The sequence below is a fragment of the Pseudovibrio flavus genome (assembly GCF_009711345.1).
Classification (GTDB): Bacteria; Pseudomonadota; Alphaproteobacteria; order Rhizobiales; family Stappiaceae; genus Pseudovibrio; species Pseudovibrio flavus.
In genome coordinates this window covers 106,082-127,264 of the sequence record NZ_SMMA01000057.1, presented here as the reverse complement: position 1 = coordinate 127,264, position 21,183 = coordinate 106,082, and the positions used below count along the sequence as shown (strand labels likewise).

17 protein-coding genes are annotated in these 21,183 nt (G+C 53.1%); 10 read left to right on the top strand and 7 right to left on the bottom strand.

What is annotated here, in order from left to right; translation table 11 throughout:
- The gene (locus E1162_RS06535) at positions 1-1,107 is read right to left on the bottom strand and encodes a CobW family GTP-binding protein (protein WP_155128475.1); all 1,107 of its coding nucleotides are present in this window, start codon (positions 1,105-1,107) and stop codon (positions 1-3) included.
- Positions 1,108-1,319: 212 nt separating this feature from the next.
- Here E1162_RS06535 and E1162_RS06530 point away from each other — a divergent pair, with 212 nt between their 5' ends.
- On the top strand, positions 1,320-2,489 hold the full coding sequence (locus E1162_RS06530) for a pyridoxal phosphate-dependent aminotransferase (RefSeq protein WP_371311833.1): 1,170 nt from the start codon (positions 1,320-1,322) through the stop codon (positions 2,487-2,489).
- Between the two features lie 53 nt (positions 2,490-2,542).
- Here the strand turns inward: E1162_RS06530 and E1162_RS06525 are convergent, their stop codons facing one another.
- From E1162_RS06525 to E1162_RS06515, 3 genes are all read right to left on the bottom strand, one after another.
- Positions 2,543-2,980: an AprI/Inh family metalloprotease inhibitor gene (locus E1162_RS06525; protein WP_155128471.1), complete on the bottom strand. Its 438-nt coding sequence runs from the start codon at positions 2,978-2,980 to the stop codon at positions 2,543-2,545.
- Between the two features lie 641 nt (positions 2,981-3,621).
- Positions 3,622-4,671 carry a LacI family DNA-binding transcriptional regulator gene (locus tag E1162_RS06520; protein WP_371311832.1) on the bottom strand — a complete coding sequence of 350 codons (1,050 nt, stop codon included), beginning with the start codon at positions 4,669-4,671 and terminating at the stop codon, positions 3,622-3,624.
- A gap of 120 nt (positions 4,672-4,791) precedes the next feature.
- Positions 4,792-5,670: a DMT family transporter gene (locus E1162_RS06515; RefSeq protein ID WP_155128469.1), complete on the bottom strand. Its 879-nt coding sequence runs from the start codon at positions 5,668-5,670 to the stop codon at positions 4,792-4,794.
- Positions 5,671-5,842: 172 nt separating this feature from the next.
- Between E1162_RS06515 and E1162_RS06510 the strand changes: the two genes are divergently transcribed.
- Together E1162_RS06510 and E1162_RS06505 are read left to right on the top strand one after the other, a co-directional pair.
- Positions 5,843-6,379 carry a DinB family protein gene (locus E1162_RS06510; protein WP_155128467.1) on the top strand — a complete coding sequence of 179 codons (537 nt, stop codon included), beginning with the start codon at positions 5,843-5,845 and terminating at the stop codon, positions 6,377-6,379.
- Positions 6,380-6,501: 122 nt separating this feature from the next.
- Complete coding sequence (locus E1162_RS06505) at positions 6,502-7,299, top strand: creatininase family protein (protein WP_257098709.1); 798 nt, start codon at positions 6,502-6,504, stop codon at positions 7,297-7,299.
- Positions 7,300-7,398: 99 nt separating this feature from the next.
- Here the strand turns inward: E1162_RS06505 and E1162_RS06500 are convergent, their stop codons facing one another.
- A complete protein-coding gene (locus E1162_RS06500; protein ID WP_155128465.1) occupies positions 7,399-7,764 on the bottom strand; it encodes an ArsC family reductase in 366 nt (121 codons plus the stop codon).
- Between the two features lie 193 nt (positions 7,765-7,957).
- On the opposite strand from E1162_RS06500, the gene E1162_RS06495 reads away from it, so the two are divergent.
- The 7 genes from E1162_RS06495 (at position 7,958) to E1162_RS06465 (ending at position 18,585) form a co-directional block, all read left to right on the top strand.
- Positions 7,958-9,664, top strand: a complete 1,707-nt coding sequence (locus E1162_RS06495; protein WP_155128463.1) for an adenylate/guanylate cyclase domain-containing protein — start codon at positions 7,958-7,960, stop codon at positions 9,662-9,664.
- 285 nt (positions 9,665-9,949) lie between these two features.
- Positions 9,950-11,530 carry an ABC transporter substrate-binding protein gene (locus E1162_RS06490; RefSeq protein ID WP_155128461.1) on the top strand — a complete coding sequence of 527 codons (1,581 nt, stop codon included), beginning with the start codon at positions 9,950-9,952 and terminating at the stop codon, positions 11,528-11,530.
- 84 nt (positions 11,531-11,614) lie between these two features.
- A complete protein-coding gene (locus E1162_RS06485; protein WP_155128459.1) occupies positions 11,615-12,595 on the top strand; it encodes an ABC transporter permease in 981 nt (326 codons plus the stop codon).
- 11 nt (positions 12,596-12,606) lie between these two features.
- Positions 12,607-13,557, top strand: a complete 951-nt coding sequence (locus E1162_RS06480) for an ABC transporter permease (protein WP_155128457.1) — start codon at positions 12,607-12,609, stop codon at positions 13,555-13,557.
- A 13-nt stretch (positions 13,558-13,570) separates the two neighbouring features.
- Entirely contained in the window at positions 13,571-15,292 is a 1,722-nt protein-coding gene (locus tag E1162_RS06475; RefSeq protein WP_155128455.1) for an ABC transporter ATP-binding protein, read from the top strand.
- Between the two features lie 134 nt (positions 15,293-15,426).
- Entirely contained in the window at positions 15,427-17,643 is a 2,217-nt protein-coding gene (locus tag E1162_RS06470; RefSeq protein WP_155128453.1) for a heavy metal translocating P-type ATPase, read from the top strand.
- A gap of 186 nt (positions 17,644-17,829) precedes the next feature.
- Positions 17,830-18,585 carry an FCD domain-containing protein gene (locus E1162_RS06465; RefSeq protein WP_371311831.1) on the top strand — a complete coding sequence of 252 codons (756 nt, stop codon included), beginning with the start codon at positions 17,830-17,832 and terminating at the stop codon, positions 18,583-18,585.
- Between the two features lie 70 nt (positions 18,586-18,655).
- On the opposite strand, the gene E1162_RS06460 is transcribed toward E1162_RS06465, so the two are convergent.
- Together E1162_RS06460 and E1162_RS06455 are read right to left on the bottom strand one after the other, a co-directional pair.
- Complete coding sequence (locus E1162_RS06460; RefSeq protein ID WP_155128451.1) at positions 18,656-19,615, bottom strand: alpha-L-glutamate ligase-like protein; 960 nt, start codon at positions 19,613-19,615, stop codon at positions 18,656-18,658.
- A complete protein-coding gene (locus tag E1162_RS06455; RefSeq protein WP_155128449.1) occupies positions 19,615-21,183 on the bottom strand; it encodes a UUP1 family membrane protein in 1,569 nt (522 codons plus the stop codon). The genes E1162_RS06460 and E1162_RS06455 overlap by 1 nt, the downstream gene beginning before the upstream one ends.

Sequence of the window (21,183 nt, the reverse complement as noted above, 5' to 3'; positions counted from 1 at the left end):
TTAGGCCAGACAAGCTTCAAAAGCTTGCTTCAACGCGTCTTCTTTCAGGTCGCGGCCAATGAAAACCAAACGGCTTTCACGCGCTTCACCTTCAACCCAGTCGCGCTGATGATCGCCTTCAACGATCATGTGAACGCCCTGAATGACATAGCGCTGTGGATCATCGGTGAACGCCAAAATACCCTTCATACGCAGGATGTTAGGCCCTTCAATCTGGGTTACCTCGTTGATCCAGCGGAAGAAAACCTGCGGGTTCAACTCACCGGCGCGCAGCGAGATAGAACGGACCGAATGCGGGTCTTCGTGATGGTGGTGATGACCATGATCGCAATCAGGGCCACATTCATGATCGTGGTCATGATGATGGTGATGGCCGTGGTGGTGGTGATCGTGGTCGCAATCAGGGCCGCACTCATGATCGTGATCATGGTGATGGTGGCCGTGTGACACGCCTTCAAGGAACTTCGGATCCAGATCGAGAATGCGTTGCAAATCAAACGCACCGCGATCAAGAACGGCTGCCAGATCAACGTTGGAACGCTCACTGCGATAAAGCTGCGCGAACGGGTTGATCTTGCGTACAGTCGCCTCAACCTTTGCCAACTGATCAGCGTCTACCAGATCGGTTTTGTTGATCAGAACCACATCAGCAAACGCAATCTGGTCTTCAGCTTCTTCCGTATCCTTCAGGCGCTCAAGCACATGGCGAGCGTCCACGACAGCAACAACAGCATCCAGCTTTGCAGCGGCGCGTACGTCATCATCCATGAAGAAGGTCTGGGCAACAGGCGCTGGATCAGCAACACCGGTGGTTTCAACGAGGATCGCGTCAAAAGAACCCTTACGTTTCATAAGGTTCTCTACGGTGCGGATCAAATCGCCACGCACGGTGCAGCAAATGCAGCCGTTGTTCATTTCAAAGATCTCTTCATCGGACTCGACCAAGAGGTCATTGTCGATGCCGATCTCGCCAAATTCGTTCACAATAACCGCGTACTTCTTACCGTGATTTTCGGTGAGAATGCGGTTCAAAAGCGTTGTTTTGCCAGCACCGAGGTAACCGGTCAGCACAGTAACGGGAATGCGTGTGTCAGGAGCCTCTGACATTGAATACTCCTTATCGAGGGTATTTAAGGGGAAGGATCCCTCATGAGAACTTTCCGGTAATATAGTCAGTTAATTTGCAGTTTCTAGGAAATTTCCCGTGGGCTATGCAGTTTTGATCGGAAGTAAACCACCGTATAGCGCACAAGCACTCTTGCCACCTAAAGTTGCTGTTGGATACAACTAAGAAAACAGTGGGCACTGGGGAGAGTAGCGTGCTTAAAACAACGTCCGGCTTCGACCGTATCGGAGAAGAAAACGCCTTCGCCGTTCTGGCACGTGCTACAGAACTGGCTAGCCAAGGTCGTGACATCATCAATCTTGGTATCGGCCAGCCTGATTTCAAAACACCGGAACATATCGTTGAAGCCGCTGTGAAAGCGCTAAAAGACGGGCACCACGGTTACACACCTTCGACAGGTATTTTACCTCTTCGTGAAGCGGTCTGTCAGGATCTTTTAACCCACTCTGGCGTTGAGCCGAACCCTGATAACGTGGTTATCGTGCCGGGCGGCAAAGTCACCATGTTCATGGCCATTCTCATGTTTGGCGAACCGGGAGCGGAGATCCTTTATCCGGATCCGGGCTTTCCTATCTATCGCAGCATGATCGAGTTCACCGGTGCCAAGCCTGTTCCAATCCCGATCCGCGAAGAGAACGAGTTTGCTTTCTCAGCAGAAGAAACACTCTCTCTGATCACGCCTAAAACCCGCTTGATCATCCTGAATTCACCAGCAAACCCAACAGGCGGCGTTACACCGCGCTCTGAAATCGAGAAGCTTGTAAAGGGACTGGAAGCCCATCCTGATGTGGCGATCCTTTCCGATGAGATCTATTCCCGCATGACCTATGAAGGTCTTGCGCACACATCCCTTCTGGAGTTTGAAAGCATCCGTGACCGCCTCATTTTGCTGAACGGCTGGTCCAAGACTTGGGCAATGACTGGCTGGCGTATGGGTTATGCAGTCTGGCCGGACGCTTTGATCGACAAAGCCCGCAAGCTTGCTGTGAACTGCTGGTCTTGCGTCAACGCGCCTGCACAGTTCGCAGGCCTAGCCGCAATGACAGGCCCGCAAACTGCAGTAGACGCGATGATGGAGGAGTTTGACCGCCGCCGGAAGATCGTCGTCAACGGCCTTAACGAACTGCCGGGCATCACCTGCCGCACGCCGATGGGTGCGTTCTACGCTTTCCCGAACATCACAGAGACTGGCTGGAAGTCCAAAGAGCTGGCGAAGGTTCTGCTGGAAGAAGTGGGTATTGCAGTCGTTGGCGGGCCTGACTTTGGCTCGCTTGGCGAAGGTTATATCCGCCTTTCCTATGCAAACTCGGCAGAAAACATCCAGCGTGCTATTACCCGCATCGGGGCGTTCCTAGGCGAGTAGCCAAGCCAATAGCACCCGGCGCTCGTCGGGTGCTTCTACTTTCCAGATGGTTACTAGCGCTGCGCAGTGATGAAATAGGCTGGGCGGATAAGGCTGGAAAGCGTCAAGCTACGCAGCGGCTCCAAGATCAAGAAGCGACTCTCCGGCTTAACCGAGGTCAATCCGTCCAATTCATCCAGATCGAACTGCAGCACCTGATCCCCTTCATCAGAAAGCAAGGACAAGCCTTCCTCATAGTCCCAGCGCCATGCGGAGACCTTGGAGATCTCGCCATAAATTTTCTGGCAGTCGCCCGTCGTTATTGCGTTGCCCAAACCGTTTTCAGCAGAAGACGCCAGCAGCTCCATCTCACAAGTGGAAGCAGACAAAACATCCGACAGCGACCAAACCCCGCCAACCAACTCTGCCCGAGCTGGAACAGTTGCAACAACGCTGAAAACGCCAGTAACAACAACTGCCTTCAGAATACGCGAAAGAAGTGTTTTCTTCATACCCGAGAACCTTTCAGCAATTTTTGCTAAAAACATTCTCCCCGTGGAGGCATTAATTTACCTTTAATTTCGCCTCTACAGCTTTTTAGGTTGCATAGCTCGCAAGGTCCAGCAAATCCATTTGGAACGATCCGCTAAAACCATAGATAAACCTTAAAAGTATCGGCGTTTGAATCGATGTGCCGCCTATTCAAACACTCGTAGAAAATCAACGCATTAGCCAAGGTACTCGCTAAGGCATTCTAGGCATATCGTTCTCGGGATTAATCCCCTCAGCGCGGGGACAGGGAGAGGCCGCAGTAGTGTTCAATAAATGAAAAACGCTCAGGCGTGAGCTATGTAGTTTTCCACACCATATCCGACAAGCAGTCAAACCGAAAGGCGACGCACGCAGTGCCGCGCGGATAACGGCAAAGTCTCGATCAGCCGACCAACAAAACAATGCAAGTGAGCGCAAGACCAAAGAAGCCTAGCATTTTCAGCTCATTACCGGACTGATTGGACGATGAATTGCTACGCATTTTTAGTACCGAACTCTTTGGGCAAACTGCCTGAACACACTAGAAGAAAACTAGCATGCCCAATCTTAACAATCTCTGATTGTGCTTAGCTAAGAGTAAATCAGCACTCTAGGATTTTACTTATGCGGGAGAGAAAGCTTTCAGCGTTTTACCCGGAGGAGGCGCACTTTCGCGAATACGAAGTACCGGCTGCACGAGCGGCACATCCAGCGACACCGGCTTACCCTTCAACTGCCGAAGCATAAGCTGAGCTGCAAGTTCGCCTATCTCCGTTGCCCCGTTACTGACAGTCGTAAGCGCCGGACTTCTATTGCCCACGCCTTCCATGTCATCGTAACCGGTAACAGCAAGCCCCGGTCCCGGCTGAATGCCAAGACGCCGTGCAGCAGACATTACACCCAAAGCGACAAGATCGTTAAAGCACATGACCGCTGTTGGAGGTTGCTTGGAGTGTACCAGCTCAAACGCTGCCCCCTGCCCCTCTTTCTGGGTCATTGCTTCAGGAATGTCGATCTGCTCGTCAGGATTAAGGCCAGCATCAAGCAGCGCCTGTCGCCAGCCGCTATTACGGTCTTTGCCCGAAGAGCTGCCACGACGGCCGCCCACCATGGCGATACGCTTATGGCCCTGTTCAATCAGATGCTTGGTGATCTGGTAGCTGCCATTGTAATCATCGCCCCGCACACACGGCGCACCACTGCCAGCAAGGTCACGGCAAACCAGCGTCACCGGAATTCCTTGTGAAACAATGCGCTTGATGTTGTTAGGCTTGGTTCCAATAGACGGGCAGATAATCAAACCATCTACGCGATGCTGCAACATAGTATCAATGAAGCGCTGCTGGCGCTGAAGATCATCCTTGTGATTACAGATGAGGATGGTCTTACCCTTCTCCACGAGCGCTTCTTCCAGCCCGTGAAAGACCTCTGCGAAGTACGGGTTCATGATATCGTGAACCGCCACGCCGATCATATTGGACTGGGAAGTGCGCAAAGAGGCTGCGGAGCGATCATAGATATAGCCCGCCTTGTCGGCATACTCCTTAACGCGCAGGCGGGTTTTTTCCGCTACTGCAGGAGAGTCTCGCAGTGCCAACGAAACTGTCGCCGTGGAAACCCCCAGCGTTCTGGCTATGTCTTCAAGTTTAAGGCGCCTGTTGCCGTTGCCCACCGGTTTCGCCCCCTATCCTCCAGCAGAATCTGCAAGTTTTCAAATATAGGGTAATAAAACGTTTCACAAGGGACGAGCGTTAGCAACTGCAACAAACGCCCCTTGTTACTCACGATTTGATTACTCAGTTTCGTCTGACGAAACACGCTCGCGGTAAAGCAGATAAAGTCCCGAACCTACAATGATCACAGAACCGATAACCGTTGTAATGGTCGGGATGTCTCCAAAGAACATGAACCCGAACAGAACCATCCAGATAATCTGCTGATAAATGAACGGCGCCAGAACGGATGCCGATGCAAGCTTATAGGCTTCGGTAAGGAACCAGTGCCCCACAAATGCGAACACGCCAGCCATAAACAAGGCTGCCCACGCTTCAAAACAATCCGGTGCGACCCAGTTTGTGTATGCAGGTGGAATAAGGGCAACGGTACCAACCAGCGCCGAAATAACCAGCATGCCCTGATTGCTCTCGGTTGGAGCAAGAATGCGGGTCATCAAGAAGTAACCAGCGGAGCTCAACATACTCAACACCGAGAATATGGCTGCCCAGTGCATGGCTCCTGAACCCGGCTGCACAACAATCAAAATACCGATGAAGCCAACCACAATCGCAGCCCAACGGCGCGGCCCTGCCCATTCACCCAGAATTGGACCAGAGAGCGCGGCAATTACAAACGGGGAGGCAAACATAATGGTTCCCGTCTCTGCCAGCTGCAAATGACGAACCGCTATGAAGTTGAAGGTTGTGCCGCACAACAGCAAGATACTGCGAAACAGCTGCGCGACCGGTCGCTTTGTGTAAAGCAACTGCGGCTTCTGCCAGACCTTAAAAAACACGAACGCAGCGATGAACTGCACTGCATAACGGAAAAAGGCGACCTGAAACGCTGGCACATACTGGCCAGCGAGCTTTGCGGCGGTGTCGCACATGGAAAAGAACATGAAGGCGGCGGAAACAAGACCGATGGCCTTGAGGACAGAGCAGTTGCGGGACATTGGAGGATCCTAGGTTGCCCTCACAGATTCACTGAAATGTCACAGCAGAAAATAGCGAGAGACACCCAAAGGGAAATGTACCTACATCTCTAGACAAACCTCATCAAATCACACTTACTTAGCGGACAGGGTATTTTTCCAAGTCAATTCAAGTTGTAAGGGGTGCTGTGCAATGATTAGCCAGAACTACGTTCTACAAATGGCAGAATATAACCATTGGATGAATGGCCGGCTTCTCCATAGCTGCAAAGCTCTCAGCAACGAACAACTGAATGCGGACCGTGGGGCATTCTTCAAATCTGTTATGGGCACTTTCAATCATCTCATTGTGGGAGACACCAACTGGCTGATCCGTCATGCTTCCCATGCCAGACAGTTTGCTTCACTTGAGCCACTGCGCTCCCGGCAGCCCTACAAATCCTTGGATGAAAAACCTTTTGCAACTCTAGAGCCCCTCATCAATGAGCGGGCACGCATAGACGCGATTATTCTCGATTATGCGAGTGAGTTGAACGATGCCGACCTGCTTTCAACTTTGTACTACCAGAACATGAGGGGCGATGAGCAAGCCAAACCAATCGGCGCATTGCTCATGCATTTCTTCAACCACCAAACCCATCACAGAGGGCAGATAACCACACTGCTCTCCCAGTACGGCATTGATCCGGGCGTCACCGATCTGATCGCATTACTACCCGATGAATTTTAACGACTAAGGCTTAGCCGGTGTATCGACCCGCCAAGCGCCAACTTCCAAGATGACGAGAGGAAGACAAATGGATAGAGTGCCCGAACCCCTTTCTAAGAGAAGTTAAGTAGGATCGGCCCTTCATGATCGCGTTGCCCCGCCCATACTGGCAAGAAATGACCACACAGGACTTTGCTGAGGCTCAAGGCAATAACTGGATTGCGGTCTTGCCTATCGCGGCAATTGAACAACATGGCCCTCATCTTCCGGTCGTTACCGATACGCTGATCGCGGAAGGACAAGTTACAGAAACAATCAGCCTGCTTCCGGAGGATCTGCCGGTAACGTTCCTACCTATTCAAGCAATTGGTGTTTCGGACGAGCACATCTCATTTCCCGGCACACTGACGTTTTCGCCAGAAACAGCGATGAAACAGTGGGAGCAGATTGGCGACGCCGTTCACCGTGCGGGTATCCGCAAGCTGGTGATTGTAAGCTCTCACGGCGGCAACAACGCGCTAATGGAAGCGGTTACCCGCTCCTTGCGCATCAAATACAATATGCTGGCAGTGGCAACGAGCTGGCTCCGTTTCGGCCAGCCTCAAGGTCTTTATGCCAAGGAAGAAGCGCTCTACGGCATTCATGGCGGCGATATTGAAACCTCAATAATGCTGGCGCTACGGCCGGACCTTGTGCGCATGGACAAGGCGCAGGATTTCAAATCCACGCAGCTCGATTACATTGATAACTTCCAGTACCTTCGCGCCCACGGGCGTCATCAATTTGGCTGGAAATCAGAGGATTTGAACGAAACCGGCGCTATGGGCAATGCTTTGAAAGCAACTGCCGAGAAAGGCCGTGCCTCACTAACCTGTGCTGCAGAAGGCTTCATCAAACTACTGCAGGACGTTCAGGCGTTCGACATCGAAACCTTGAAATAACGATGCTTATGATTAGAGCGTTTCGGGCTAGCGAACCGCACCGAAACGCTCTTGGATATTCAAAATGCTCAAATGAGCCGGAACTTCAGAACGTCGCTGTTAAACCAGCTCGCCCATTTCCATAGCCATTTCCCAGCTGTTGGCATCAAAGCCGACGAAGCGCTTGTTTTTCGCCTGAACCAGCGGGCGCTTGATCATAGATGGCTCTTCCAGCATCAGAGCCATTGCACTTGCACTATCAACGATGGTTTCCTTAACCTCGTCTGGCACCTTGCGCCATGTGGTTCCGCGCTTGTTCAAGATTGTGTCCCAGCCGAACTCTTTGACAAACGCTTCTAGAACAGCCGCATCAGCGCCGTCTTTCTTGTAGTCATGAAAGCTGTAGGCAATCCCTGCTTCGTCAAGAAACTTGCGCGCTTTTTTTACCGTGTCGCAGTTTTTAATACCGTAAACAATCACGTCCAGACTCCGCTTTCAAACAGTGGCATGGCCTTCCACGCCACCTAGACAAACCAATTCATTCAATCTCTCTTATAAATCTGAACTGGCTGGAAAGAACAGGCCCGTATGCTGGCTCCACAAGCATTGACGAGCAAGACACGCACGCGTGCCCCGCTTACTGGATGCAGCCCAAGAAAAACAAAGCACAAAACGGACCATGAGCATTCAAAGCAGCGCCTATCCTGCAAGATCCGAATGGGTACGACTTCTTCGGCTCGTCTCCGGCCTCATTCTGTTTACGTTCGCGCTGACCCATTTTCTAAACCACGCTGCAGGAAACATCTCCGTAGTGCTTATGCAGCACCTGCAAGACTGGCGCTATCTCGTCTGGCATTCAGCCATAGGCGGCGCGCTGCTCTACGGCGCGTTCGTGGTGCACTTTGTTCTTTCACTATGGAAAGTCGCAAGGCGGCGCACCTTTGCAATGCCTTTCTGGGAGGGCATGCAGCTAACCCTTGGCCTTGCGATACCTTTCTTCCTCATCCCCCACATCCTGCATACGCGGGGAGCGGAGATGATTTTCGGCACCTACGTGGACTACTACCACGAGCTAACGGTGCTTTGGCCGGATAACTTCTGGACGCAAACCATCTTGATCAGCATCGTGTGGGTGCACGGCTGTCTTGGTATTCACTTCTGGCTCAGACGGCATGCTTGGTATCAAGACCTCAAGCCATATCTTCTACTGCTCGCCGTCGTTGTGCCAGTTCTGGCCACAACGGGATGGACGCAAGCTGCACGCCACCTCTACCTAACAGGCGATACAATCGACAACTATAAGCCCGGAGAACGGGAGATCATCGGAATGTTAGCCCAGTGGGGGCGCCTTGGAATGCTGGGCATCCTGGTTGCCCTGTTTCTTTTAATTGTCTCCCGCAAGTTCGTTGCAAAACTGCAAAGAAAGATCGCAGTCAGCTATCCGGGAGGATCAACGGTTAGGGTTGCTCCCGGCCAAACCCTGCTGGAGATAAGCCGAGCCAATAAGCTACCGATGATGTCGGTCTGCGGCGGTAAAGCGCGCTGCTCCACCTGCCGAACGCTCATCCTGTCCTCCGCCCAGCCCCTGCCCGAACCCAGTGAAGCAGAGGCAAAAGTCCTTTCCAAAATTCGCGCTGCCAAGGGCGTGAGGCTTGCCTGCCAGCTTCGCCCTCAAGCGAACCTCTCGGTCTTCCCGCTCCTGAGCACCAAAGACATGTTCACCGCCAAACGGCCTGTTATTGATGCTTATCAGTGGGGCGTTGAAACGTCGGTCGCGGTCATGTTTATCGATCTGCGAGACTTCACTAAAATTTCCGAGCACCGGTACCCTTACGACGTCGTTTTTCTGCTGAACCGGTACCTCAAGGGCATGGCAAAAGTGGTAGTGGAACACGGCGGCCTGATAGATAAGGTTATGGGCGACGGCATCATGGTGCTGTTTGGCGTAGAGACAGACGACGCGTCGGGTTATCTCGGCGCTTTGAAGGTAATTGGCGAAGCGCAAAAAGAACTGGAGCGCATCAACGCAGACCTTGCCAACCAGCTAGATATTCCCCTGCGCATCGGTATTGGCCTGCATGCGGGACAAGTCATTGTTGGCAGAATTGGCCTCGACTATGGCAACGCTATGGAGTCCGGCCTCACAGCACTAGGCGATACTGTGAATGTGGCCAGCAGGCTGGAAGCGGCAACCAAGGAATTTTCAGTAACGGCAATCGTCTCTAACAAGCTGCTGCGCTCTGTAGGCATCGAAGCCACCAAAATCGGCGAGCAAACCACTATTGATATTAGAGGTAGAGCGCGGCCTCTTGCGGTCACATTGCTACAAGATTCGCTCCTTTTGGACGAACAGCTACTAATATTGCACGAAAAACGGCGTTCTTAGCCAGATATTCTCACAAGCAATATTAGCGATTGGGGGAAACCGGATTACGGCAAACCTACGGAACCCTCTCATTTCTCTTGGAAATCGCAGTCTATCAAAATTAACCCTAACGTCATGTGACCAAATAATAATCAAAACCCTCTAGACGCGTGAAATTACTTAAGTAAACTCCTCTACCGTTAGCTGTAAGTGCCTCATGCAGGGGAGGCTTACAGCATAAAAATTTCTGCGGCCTCCGAAGCACATCGGGGAACCGTTGGGGCAAAAATAGGAGTTAAGGGGAACATGCGTTATCGCATTGGAGCAGCGGCTGCCGTTGTTGCTGCACTTATTAGCGGCCAGGCATCTGCCGAGACGCTGAAGTTCGCATTTCAGGGCACCTACAATCAGCTTGATCCGTACAGCCTGAATGAAACATTCACACTCAGCATGCACGGCAACGTGTATGAGGGTCTTGTTCAGCGCAGCGCAGATCTGGAAATCATTCCATCTCTGGCAGAAAGCTGGGAAGTTGTAGAACCAACCCGCTGGCGCTTCCACCTGCGCAAGGGTGTTAAGTTCCACAATGGCAACGACTTTACCGCTGAAGACGTAGCATTCTCTGCTGATCGTATTCGCTCTGAAGGCTCTGACCTTACCACTCGCATTGCTGCTGATGTGAAGGTAGAGATTGTAGACGACTACACAGTAGACTTCGTTCTGTCCGCGCCAAACCCGATCCTGCATTCCGAGTGGTCCACTTGGTACATCATGGATAAGGAATGGACTGAAGCAAACGAAGCTGTGAAGGTAACTTCTGCTTCCGACACCAACCCGAACTATGCTTCTTTGAATGCAAACGGTACTGGCCCGTTCACAATCAGCAAGCATGAGCCGGGCGTTCAGACCATCTTTGAAAAGAACGCTGACTGGTGGGATGCTCCAAAGCACAACCTCGACAGCGTAGAGTTCACCCCGATCGGATCTGATGCAACCCGCGTTGCAGCACTTCTTTCCGGTGAGCTGGACATGGTTTACCCAATTCCTGTGCAGGACATCAAGCGTGTAAACGACAACGCTGAAACCACTGCACTGACCGGCCCAGAGCTGCGCACCATCTTCCTTGGTTTCGACCAGAAGCGTGATGAGCTGATCTACTCTGACGTTAAGGGCAAAAACCCGTTCCAGGACGTTCGTGTTCGTAAAGCCTTCTATCAGGCAATCGACATGGATGCGATCAAGGCGAAAGTAATGCGCGGCCTGTCCGAGCCTTCCGCTATCATGATCTCTCCGTTCCTGTTCGCAAACTCTGACGAGTTCCAGCGCTTCCCATACGACCCAGAAGCATCCAAGGCCCTGCTTGCAGAAGCTGGCTACGCAGATGGCTTCTCCGTTGGCATGGACTGCCCGAACGATCGCTACGTGAACGACGAAGCAATCTGTCAAACCGTTGCAGCATTCCTTGCACGCGTTGGCGTTAAGGTAGACCTCAATGCACAGCCTAAGGCGAAGTACTTCGCTAAGGTTCTGGCATCTGGCGGTTACGACACCTCCTTCTATCTGCTCGGCTGGACCCCAGGTTCCTTCGACAGCTACAACGTTCTTCTGAACCTGCATAACTGCCGTGACGACGCTGGCAACGGCGGTCCGTTCAACCTCGGCGGCTACTGCAACGAAAAGGTTGATGAGCTGACTGGCAAGATTCTCTCCGAGAACGACCCAGAGATCCGCAACGGCTACATCTCTGAAGCCTACAAAATCACAACTGAAGAAGTCTCTCACATCCCACTGCACCAGCAGGGTCTGGCTTGGGGCGTTGCTAACAACGTTTCCCTCAAGCAGCGCGCGGATAACCAGTTCGACTTCCGCTACGTCGTGAAGAACTAACGGCTTACATCGCCAAGCGACCACGGAACCCGGTGCACCTGCTCCGGGTTCTTCTCTTTAACCAACAAAAATGTAAAGAAAACGATGTTTGGCTTTATTTCCCGCCGCCTTGTCATGGCCCTTGTGGTCATGGTCGTAGTGGCTCTCATATCCTTCCTTCTGTTCCGTTTTGTGGGCGATCCGGTCAACCAGATGGTTGGAATCGAAACCACCCCTGAGCAGCGCGAAGCGCTCCGAGAACGGCTGGGTCTTAATGATCCGATCATTGTCCAGTTTGTCCGTTTCATCATGGGTGCAATGCAGTTTGACTTCGGCAACTCCTACCAGTTCAAGCAACCGGTAGCCGATCTGATTGGCAAGCGCCTTCCGGCAACACTGGAACTGTCTCTCGTTTCAGCAATCTTTGCCCTTGTTGTGGGCGTACCAATGGGCGTTTACACCGGTCTCAACCGTCACTCGCCGCTTTCCAAGTTTTTCCTGTCGGTCTCGCTGATCGGCGTGTCCCTGCCAACCTTCTTCATCGGCATCCTGCTGATCTTCGTGTTCTCGGTAACACTGCAATGGCTGCCCTCGTTCGGGCGCGGAGAAGTGGTAGAAATAGGCAGTTGGTGGACTACAGGCTTCTTGACCCTTTCCGGTCTTAAAGCGCTGATCTTGCCAGCTATTACGCTCGGCCTCTTCCAGATGACTTTGATCATGCGCCTAATTCGCGCTGAGATGCTGGAGGTTATCCGTACCGACTACATCAAGTTCGCACGGGCTCGTGGTTTGCCGAACCGGTCGATCAACTTCATCCATGCGCTGAAAAACACCATGGTGCCGGTTATCACCATCACCGGTCTGCAGCTTGGCTCGATCATCGCGTTCGCGATTATTACCGAAACTGTGTTCCAGTGGCCGGGCATGGGCTTGCTCTTCCTGCAAGCTGTTCAGAACGTAGACATTCCAATTATGGCTGCCTACCTGATGCTTACGGCCTTCATCTTCGTCGTCATCAACCTTGCCGTTGATATCCTTTACTTTGTCATCGATCCGCGCCTGCGGACCGAGCGATCCGGTCTTTAAGGGAGGCGAACATGACTGACCAAACTTTAAACACCGGCGAAGAAAAAGCGAAGGGCCGTATCGCCCGTATTCTCGATAGCGATATCTTCCATAGCTTCATCAAGTCCAAGGTGACCGTTCTTGCGGCAATCGTAACGCTCGTCTTCATGCTGACAGCGCTTCTTGCCCCTTGGATTGCCCCGCACAACCCGTTTGATCTGGCACAGATCAGCATTTTGGACGCACGCGTCCCGCCAGTTGGCATGGAATGGTCTGATCCACGCTTCCTGCTTGGTACAGATGATCAGGGCCGCGACATGCTCTCCGGCATTATGTACGGTATGCGCATCTCACTTGCTGTTGGCTTCCTGTCTGTTGGTTTTGCAGCAGTGCTCGGCATCTTCCTCGGTCTTGTTTCCGGCTATGTTGGCGGCAGAACCGATGCCATTATCATGCGTATCGCAGAAATCCAGCTGACCTTCCCTGCTATTTTGATTGCGCTTCTCATCGACGGCGTAGCCAACGGCATCGTAGGCAACCTTGACCGCGAGAAATGGGCAATCTGGATTCTCACCTTCTCCATTGGCCTGTCCTTCTGGGTGCAGTACGCCCGTACTGTGCGTGGCTCCACAATGGTTGAGAAGAACAAGGAATACGTTCAGGCTGCACGCGTGATCGGCATCCCTTCCTTCATCATCATGATCCGCCACGTTCTACCAAACGTCATGGGTCCGGTTCTGGTTATTGCAACCATCAACCTTGCGCTGGCAATCATCACCGAAGCGACACTGTCGTTCCTTGGTGTGGGTGTTCCGGCAACCCAGCCATCTCTGGGTACCCTGATCCGTATCGGTAACGACTTCCTGTTCTCCGGTGAATGGTGGATCGCAATCTTCCCGGGTCTGGCTCTGGCTATTCTCGTACTGGCCGTCAACTTGCTTGGCGACTGGCTGCGCGATGCGCTGAACCCGAAACTGCGTTAAGGAGGCGGTGATAATGAGTATCCTAGATATCCGCGGCCTCAGCGTTGAGTTCCCAAGCCGCAAAGACGTTTTCGTTGCAGCACGCGATGTGAACCTTTCCATCGAAAAGGGTAAGATCCTTGGCGTAGTCGGTGAATCCGGTGCTGGTAAGTCCACCGTCGGTAACGCCGTTATCGGCCTTCTGGAAGCACCGGGCCGTATCGGCACAGGTGAAATCCATCTGGACGGCCAGCGCATCGACAATCTGCCAGCCAAGCCAATGCGTGCCCTGCGCGGTAAACGCATCGGCATGATCTTTCAGGATCCACTGACCTCTTTGGATCCATTGCAAACGGTTGAGTTCCAGCTGGTTGAAACCATCTTGGAACACCTTCCGGTCACCAAGCAGGAAGCGCAGCAGCGTGCTATTGATCTTCTCGATCAGGTGGGCATTCCAAACCCGTCAGAGCGCGTAAAACAGTACCCGCACCAGTTCTCAGGTGGTATGCGCCAGCGTGTGGTTATCGCTCTTGCTTTGTGTGCAGAGCCTGAAGTCGTCATCGCCGACGAGCCGACCACTGCGCTCGATGTTTCCATTCAGGCCCAGATTCTGGAACTGATGAAGAAACTCTGCACCGAGAAAAACGTCGCAATGTTGGTTATCACCCACGATATGGGTGTGATTGCCGACATCACAGACCACGTAGCGGTTATGTACCGCGGTGATCTGGTGGAATATGGCGAGACAGCTCAGGTACTTGGCGCTCCGCGTCATGAGTACACCAAGAGCCTCATTGCAGCTGTTCCGCGTCCAGACGTAAAGGTGGAGCGTTTCCCGCAGGTTGATTACATTGAAGGGTCCGCAAAGCCATTCAAGCAGATCGACATTTCCACCCACTGGCTCGGTAAAGCGCGTGACTACAAGGCCGTTGACGGCCCACTGCTGTCCGTCAAAGACATCGACATGCGGTTCCTTACCAAAAACGCATGGATTGCAAAGAACCGTCAGTACTTCCAAGCGCTGAAAAAGGTAAGCTTCGACATTATGCCGGGCGAAACCTATGGCCTTGTGGGGGAAAGTGGTTCAGGCAAGTCTACAGTCGCCCGCGTCATCACTGGTCTTTATGACCCAAGTGGCGGCTCTGTAAACTTTGCCGGACAGGAATTGACGAACCTGAGAGACAAGAAGCAAGTGCTGGCCATGCGCCGCCAGATGCAGATGATCTTCCAGGATCCGTTCTCCTCTCTGAACTCGCGTATGCGCGTGCGCGATATCGTGGCGGAGCCGATCAAGTTCCACAAACTTGCTGCAACCAATGCAGAGGCCTACGGCATCGTGGAAGACCTTCTGGAGCACGTTGGCCTTGGTGCTGCTGCTGGCAAGAAGTTCCCGCACGAGTTCTCCGGCGGTCAGCGTCAGCGTATCTCCATTGCCCGTGCTTTGGCGACACGCCCACGCTTCTTGCTATGTGACGAGCCAACATCGGCTCTGGACGTGTCTATTCAGGCGCAGATCCTCAACCTATTGAAAGATCTGCAAGAAGAGCTAGGCCTTACCATGCTCTTCATCAGTCACGATCTTGCTGTTATTCGCCAGATGTGTAACCGCGTCGGCGTAATGCGCTACGGCGAACTGCTTGAGCAGAACGAGACTGACAGTCTCTTCGAAAACCCTCAGCACCCTTACACCAAGGAGTTGTTGAGCCTGATGCCAAGCATGGAGCTTCTTTCCACAGAGGCTTTGGCAATCGCCTAATCAGATAGTGGTTTGCGGGAGAACAGCTTCTTCCGCAAACCACAGCTTTTCACTGCGCACGTATCGATTCAGGCATTTATAATCTCAAGAAAATCAAATAGCTTGGCGCGGTAACACTCGCTCCGGAATACATGATGACCGTACACACCTCCCCTGCCCCGGTTACCTACAAAATCGAAATCAAAGGCATGACCTGCGCAGGTTGCGCTTCTCGCGTTGAGAAGACGCTTCGCAACACGGAAGGCGTGGCGGATGCTTCGGTAAATCTCGCCATGGACGCTGCAGAGGTTAAGGCGTATTACCCTCTTACCGCCACCGACATTATCCAGATTGTCTCCATTGCCGGATTTAGCGCTACCCTTAAGGAAAGCGACATCAATGCTGCCCGTATCCTGAGAGAAAAACAGGAAGCGGAAGATAAGCGCGAAGAGCAACGCACCTTTATGCTGCTCGTAGCCTCTGCGCTTCTCAGTTTGCCGCTTGTTGCGCCAATGCTGGGCATGCCATTTGGCTTAGACTGGCACCTGCCAGCCTTGCTTCAGCTTGTTCTGGCAACACCGGTACAGGTCTTCGTTGGTGCCCGTTTCTATAAAGGCGCATTCAACGCGCTGCGCCATGGCGGCGCAAATATGGACGTGTTGGTCGCACTGGGAACAACAGCTGCCTACGGCTACAGCCTCTATACCATGCTGGCGCCAGCAAGCGATGGCACTATGCACCTCTACTTTGAGGCGTCGGCTGTCATCTTGACCCTTGTTCTGTTTGGCAAATACCTTGAACACCGCGCAAAACGGTCAACAACTGCTGCCGTTCGCGCTCTTGTAGCTCTGCGCCCAGACAAAGCAACCCGAGTAGTTGGTGATGAAACCGAGGTCGTCCGCATCTCCGAACTGCGTCTTGGCGATATCATTCTCGTCAAACCCGGTGAAAGCATTCCTACAGACGGTCTGGTCCTTGAGGGGATCACAGAAGTTGACGAGTCCATGCTTACGGGCGAGAGCCTTCCTGTTGCAAAAACAGAGGGCGATACAGTTACCGGCGGCACCATCAATGGCTCTGGCGTTCTTCATGTAAAAACAACAGCGCTCGGTGAAGCAACACGCCTTGCCCAGATCATCCGCCTTGTCGAGAACGCGCAAATCTCCAAGGCTCCGGTTCAAAAGCTGGTCGACAAAGTATCCTCCATCTTCGTTCCGGTCATTCTGGTCATCTCTCTGGCAACTCTCGGCCTCTGGATCGCACTGACCGGCGATACCGACAGCGCAATCAGCGCCGCCGTTGCCGTGCTCGTAATTGCCTGCCCATGCGCTCTTGGGCTTGCAACGCCTACAGCTCTTGTTGCGGGTACAGGCGCTGCAGCACGCTCCGGCATCTTGATCCGCGATATTCAGGCACTAGAAAGCGCCCATAAGGTCGATACAGTCGTGCTGGATAAAACCGGCACTTTGACAGTAGGCAAGCCGCAGCTGGTCAAGCTTCAGGCTTTTGACCGCAAAGAAGAGCGCCTTCTGTTTATCGCGGCAACTTTGCAGCAAAACAGTGAGCATCCGCTTGCTCATGCAGTGGTAGAAGCAGCTAAGGCCAACAACATCCGCCTTGGCAAAGCCCATACCGTTCAGGCAGTTCCGGGTAAGGGTCTCGTCGCAGAGCTTGCAGGACAGCGCGTTGCTATCGGTAATGAAGCGCTGATGGACGAGCTGGGCGTTTCCAGCATGATGGCAAAGGGCCTCATCAAAACATTTGAAGCAGAAGGCCAGACAGCCGTTACTGTTGCGCTTGATGACCGCGCCGTGGGTGTTCTCGGTTTTGCAGATGAACCTCGCGAAACCTCAAAGGCTGCAATTGATGCGTTGAAAGCCAAGGGCATCAAAACCGTCCTTCTGACAGGCGATGCAGACCGCGCTGCTCAGGCAGTTGCAGATGCGCTTGGCATTGAGGAGGTTCACGCCCGCATCCAGCCAACAGGCAAGAACGCTGTTATCCAAAAGCTTCAAGCCGAGGGCAAAACCGTTGCGATGGTTGGTGACGGCATCAACGATGCCCCTGCCCTTGCAACTGCAGATCTTGGCATCGCCATGGGCTCAGGCACAGATGTAGCTCTGGAAGCTGCCAGCATCACTTTGATGCGCTCAGACCCAATGATGATTGCCGCCTCGCTAGATATCTCTAAGGCAACGCTCCGCAAGATCCACCAGAACCTTTTCTGGGCGTTTATTTATAACGTGATCGGCATACCGCTTGCGGCTCTTGGCTTGCTTTCCCCTGTCATCGCAGGTGCTGCCATGGCTATGAGTTCTGTCTCGGTCGTTACCAACGCGGCGCTCCTGCGTCGCTGGAAAGCCAAAGACTAGGCCTAAGGGCGCTCTTTGAGCGCCCTATCCTGTTGAAGCCCCTTACCATATTTTACTATTCTGACTGGAAAGTCCGTCCCCCTCCTTGCTCTATCGCTGTATTTTCACGTATCAATATAGGGCGTGAACTTGTTCAGGAATCTGTCCATAGTTACAATATGATCGACACCAGACAGGGGAACTTTGGTGCCAGAAGAGAACCAGCGTAGGCGTTATCAAGACGTAGCAGAGATCTTGAAGCAGGAAATGCTGTCCGAGCAGTATAGCGTGGGTGATCGCTTGCGCCCTGAGAGACAGATTTCCGAGGAACTTGGGGTCAGCCGCTCCTTGGTCCGTGAAGCTATGATTATGCTGGAAATTCAGGGTCTCATTGAGGTTCGAAAAGGCTCAGGCGCATACATTGTTGCCCTCCCTCTCTCTGACGATGAAGCAGCCCAAGTTGTAGGCGACATTGGTCCATTCGAGCTACTTCAAGCAAGACAGCTCGTCGAAAGCAACATTACCGCGTTTGCTGCAACAACCGTCACCAAAGCAGACATCCAGCGTATGCGGAATGCGCTGGACAAAGAACGCCGCGAGCTGAGAGAACCAACCGGCGGCGAAGAGGCCGACGAAGAGTTCCATATGCTCATTGCAGAATCCACTCAGAACTCGGTTCTGGTGGAGATCGCAGCAAACCTCTGGCGCCTTCGCAAGCGCTCCCGCATGTGGGAGAAGCTGCACGACCGGATTTTCGACAAGACCTATCGTGAGGAGTGGCTTGGAGACCATCAGGATATTCTGCTGGCACTTCAGGTCAGAGACCCTCAAGCAGCACGCAAGGCTATGTGGCAGCACTTGGAAAACGTTCGCGCCCGCTTGATGGACCTTTCAGACGTAGAAGACCCTGCCTTCGATGGTTATCTTTTCGATCAGGATCCTCTGCTCACTGAGGACCAGTAGCAAAAAACAAAGGCTGCTCTCCAAACCGAAGGCAGCCTTTTCTGTTCACATAGCAGGGAAGACGCGAGCGTCACTCTGCTGTTGGCAGCACACCAAAGGTACGGCGCACGAAGTCGAGACGCTCTTCAACGCTTTCCATAGTTCCCGCCACAGCATCAACCTTATCCAGACGATGGCGCAAACCCTCGCTGTTAGCGATCTGGATTGCCAACCCCGGACGTGCGTTAAGCTCAAGGATCAGCGGCCCAAGGTTCTTATCAAGAACAATGTCCACGCCCATGTAGCCCAGACCAGCGGCATCAGCACTGCGGGTGGAAATATCCAGGATCGTATCCCAACCCGGGATCTGTAGCCCTTGAATGGAGCTTCCCGTATCGGGATGAACGTCCACCGGCATATCGTTTTGTACGCCGCCAAGCGTAATACCTGTGGCCATATCAACGCCTGCGCCAATACCGGCTTTGTGCAAGTTAGCTTTACCGTCAGAAGCGCGGGTTGGCAGACGTAGCATCGCCATAACCGGAATACCGCGATAAACAACAACGCGGATGTCAGGCACGCCCTTATAGGTGATCTGGTCAAAGACCGGATCGAACTCCACGCGGTATTCGATGAGCGCCTTATCAGGACGCCCTGCCAGCGAGTACATGCCGGAGATGATGTTAGACAGATAGAAGTTGAAGTCGCTGTCGGAGATACTCGAACCACCAACTTTGCGCCAACCGCCTTCAACGCGATCTTCAATCACCATAATGCCGTTGCCCTGCGACCCCTGCGCAGGCTTGACGACAAATGAAGTGCGATCCCCTAATGTCTTACGCAGCCTGCGGATCTGGCTATGCTGTTCGATAATGCCGTAAAGCTCCGGCACAGCCAAACCAGCCTCAACCGCAATCACCTTGGTTTTGGACTTATCATCCACCAACGGGTAAAGGCTGCGCTTGTTCTGCGGGATTACATAGGCCGCATTGCGGGCATTAATGCCCACAACACCAGCGGCCCGCAGTTTTGAAGGGGTGGTGAAGAACATCACGGCGCCCCTTTTTCAGCCAGCGATTTGAACCGCACCAACTCGGTAAGACGATATCCGGTGTAGCGACCAAACCAGATTGCAACAGCCAGCAGAACCAAAAGCAGTTCCGGATACACAAAGACAAGGAACTGAACTTCATCCAGCTGCATGACGATGTAACAGATGACAGCGACAAGCAGCGTTCCCGCACCTTGTTGGAAGCACTCCTTTGGACCGTACTCTTCCCAGATCACAGACATTCGCTCCACGGTCATGGTTAGAATGACCACAGGGAACAAGGCTATCGAGAGACCGCTACCAAGCGCGAATTGCTCAAGGAAGAACGAGTACATCACCATCAAGATAATGATCACAATGAGCACCGCCGATAATCGCGGCACCGACAATAACTTCAACCTCTCGAAGTAGAGGCGGAAGGCAAGGCCAACCATTGTGATGGTGGTGAAAAGAATGATGCCGTTTACAAGCTGGGTTTGCCGGAAGGACAGCGCAATCAGCACCGGCATAAAGACGCCGAATGTTTTGATACCGATAATCTGGCGCAAAATGATGAGGGTCAGCGCCCCAATCGGCACGAGCAACAGAACCTTGTAGACCTGCTGAACTTCAATCGGCAGACCGAACAAGGTCATCTGTGCAAGCGGATCCTGAATGATCTTGGCAAGCGCAGCAGAGGCTTCCTCACGCGGAGAAATCTCTTCCGAATGCGCCAGTGACAAACGGCGAAGGCGACCGCCATCAACGGTTACCATGCTTGGACGGTCACGCCACCACTCGAAATAGGTGTCAGGAACCCGTGGGTCGCCGGAATTCATGTTGTAGTTGACCCAGCGCTCACCGTTCCAAACGTTCACCCAGTGAACAGGCTTGGCAAGCCGGTGCGAACCGCTGAGGTTCAAACCGCCAACCACGTAGGCAGGCACACCGTCGGTTCGCAGTGCTAGGGCAATAAAGCGGGCCTTATCAAGGTCACTTGGAGAAGAGCCCGGCGACAGGTCCAGCGCAATACGCTCCTCATCGGTCATACGCCCGTCTTCAAGCGAGGAAATTGCAAGGCGCACCAAATTGTCAGCATCGGTGGAGTTGGCAATGTATTTGGCAACCAGAGCTTCCAGCGCCTCTGCCTGTGGCTGCGGATAGCCCTCCAGCAAGCTCGGCACATCCAGCATAACCGCCAACTGTTCCTGCGACGGGTCCTGCGAAATGTCGGCGGTGAACTGGTAGAGCTTTGCACGGTAATAGAAGGAGCGACGCCCTTCAGCCTCACGCGCAGCAAGCGTGTAGATGCGGTTGCCACGGCTATCAGTAGACGAGGTCTGGCCCATACCGGAGGAGTAGAACAGCTCGTCAACAATGCCGAAGTGACCGTTAGACTGCGGCACCACCATAGTTGCCTTTAGTGGCCCATTCACATCGTCAATGGTAACGCGAGCCTCGATTTCAAAGGTCTTTGCGCGCTCGTCCGGCCAAAGCGGATAGCCCAGATAAGCTGCCTTATAAAGAAAGATAGACAGGCCAAAGACGACGAGGACCGCCGTCAATAAAATTATTTGAATATTACGCAT

What these genes read in the sequence shown, in the direction of transcription:
- E1162_RS06515 (WP_155128469.1), bottom strand. Translation starts at nt 5,670, where the DNA reads ATGTCCCGCAACTGCTCTGTCCTCAAGGCCATCGGTCTTGTTTCCGCC.
- E1162_RS06485 (WP_155128459.1), top strand. Translation starts at nt 11,615, where the DNA reads ATGTTTGGCTTTATTTCCCGCCGCCTTGTCATGGCCCTTGTGGTCATG.
- E1162_RS06510 (WP_155128467.1), top strand. Translation starts at nt 5,843, where the DNA reads ATGATTAGCCAGAACTACGTTCTACAAATGGCAGAATATAACCATTGG.
- E1162_RS06525 (WP_155128471.1), bottom strand. Translation starts at nt 2,980, where the DNA reads ATGAAGAAAACACTTCTTTCGCGTATTCTGAAGGCAGTTGTTGTTACT.
- E1162_RS06495 (WP_155128463.1), top strand. Translation starts at nt 7,958, where the DNA reads ATGAGCATTCAAAGCAGCGCCTATCCTGCAAGATCCGAATGGGTACGA.
- E1162_RS06455 (WP_155128449.1), bottom strand. Translation starts at nt 21,183, where the DNA reads ATGCGTAATATTCAAATAATTTTATTGACGGCGGTCCTCGTCGTCTTT.
- E1162_RS06475 (WP_155128455.1), top strand. Translation starts at nt 13,571, where the DNA reads ATGAGTATCCTAGATATCCGCGGCCTCAGCGTTGAGTTCCCAAGCCGC.
- E1162_RS06490 (WP_155128461.1), top strand. Translation starts at nt 9,950, where the DNA reads ATGCGTTATCGCATTGGAGCAGCGGCTGCCGTTGTTGCTGCACTTATT.
- E1162_RS06535 (WP_155128475.1), bottom strand. Translation starts at nt 1,107, where the DNA reads ATGTCAGAGGCTCCTGACACACGCATTCCCGTTACTGTGCTGACCGGT.
- E1162_RS06505 (WP_257098709.1), top strand. Translation starts at nt 6,502, where the DNA reads ATGATCGCGTTGCCCCGCCCATACTGGCAAGAAATGACCACACAGGAC.
- E1162_RS06460 (WP_155128451.1), bottom strand. Translation starts at nt 19,615, where the DNA reads ATGTTCTTCACCACCCCTTCAAAACTGCGGGCCGCTGGTGTTGTGGGC.
- E1162_RS06470 (WP_155128453.1), top strand. Translation starts at nt 15,427, where the DNA reads ATGACCGTACACACCTCCCCTGCCCCGGTTACCTACAAAATCGAAATC.
- E1162_RS06480 (WP_155128457.1), top strand. Translation starts at nt 12,607, where the DNA reads ATGACTGACCAAACTTTAAACACCGGCGAAGAAAAAGCGAAGGGCCGT.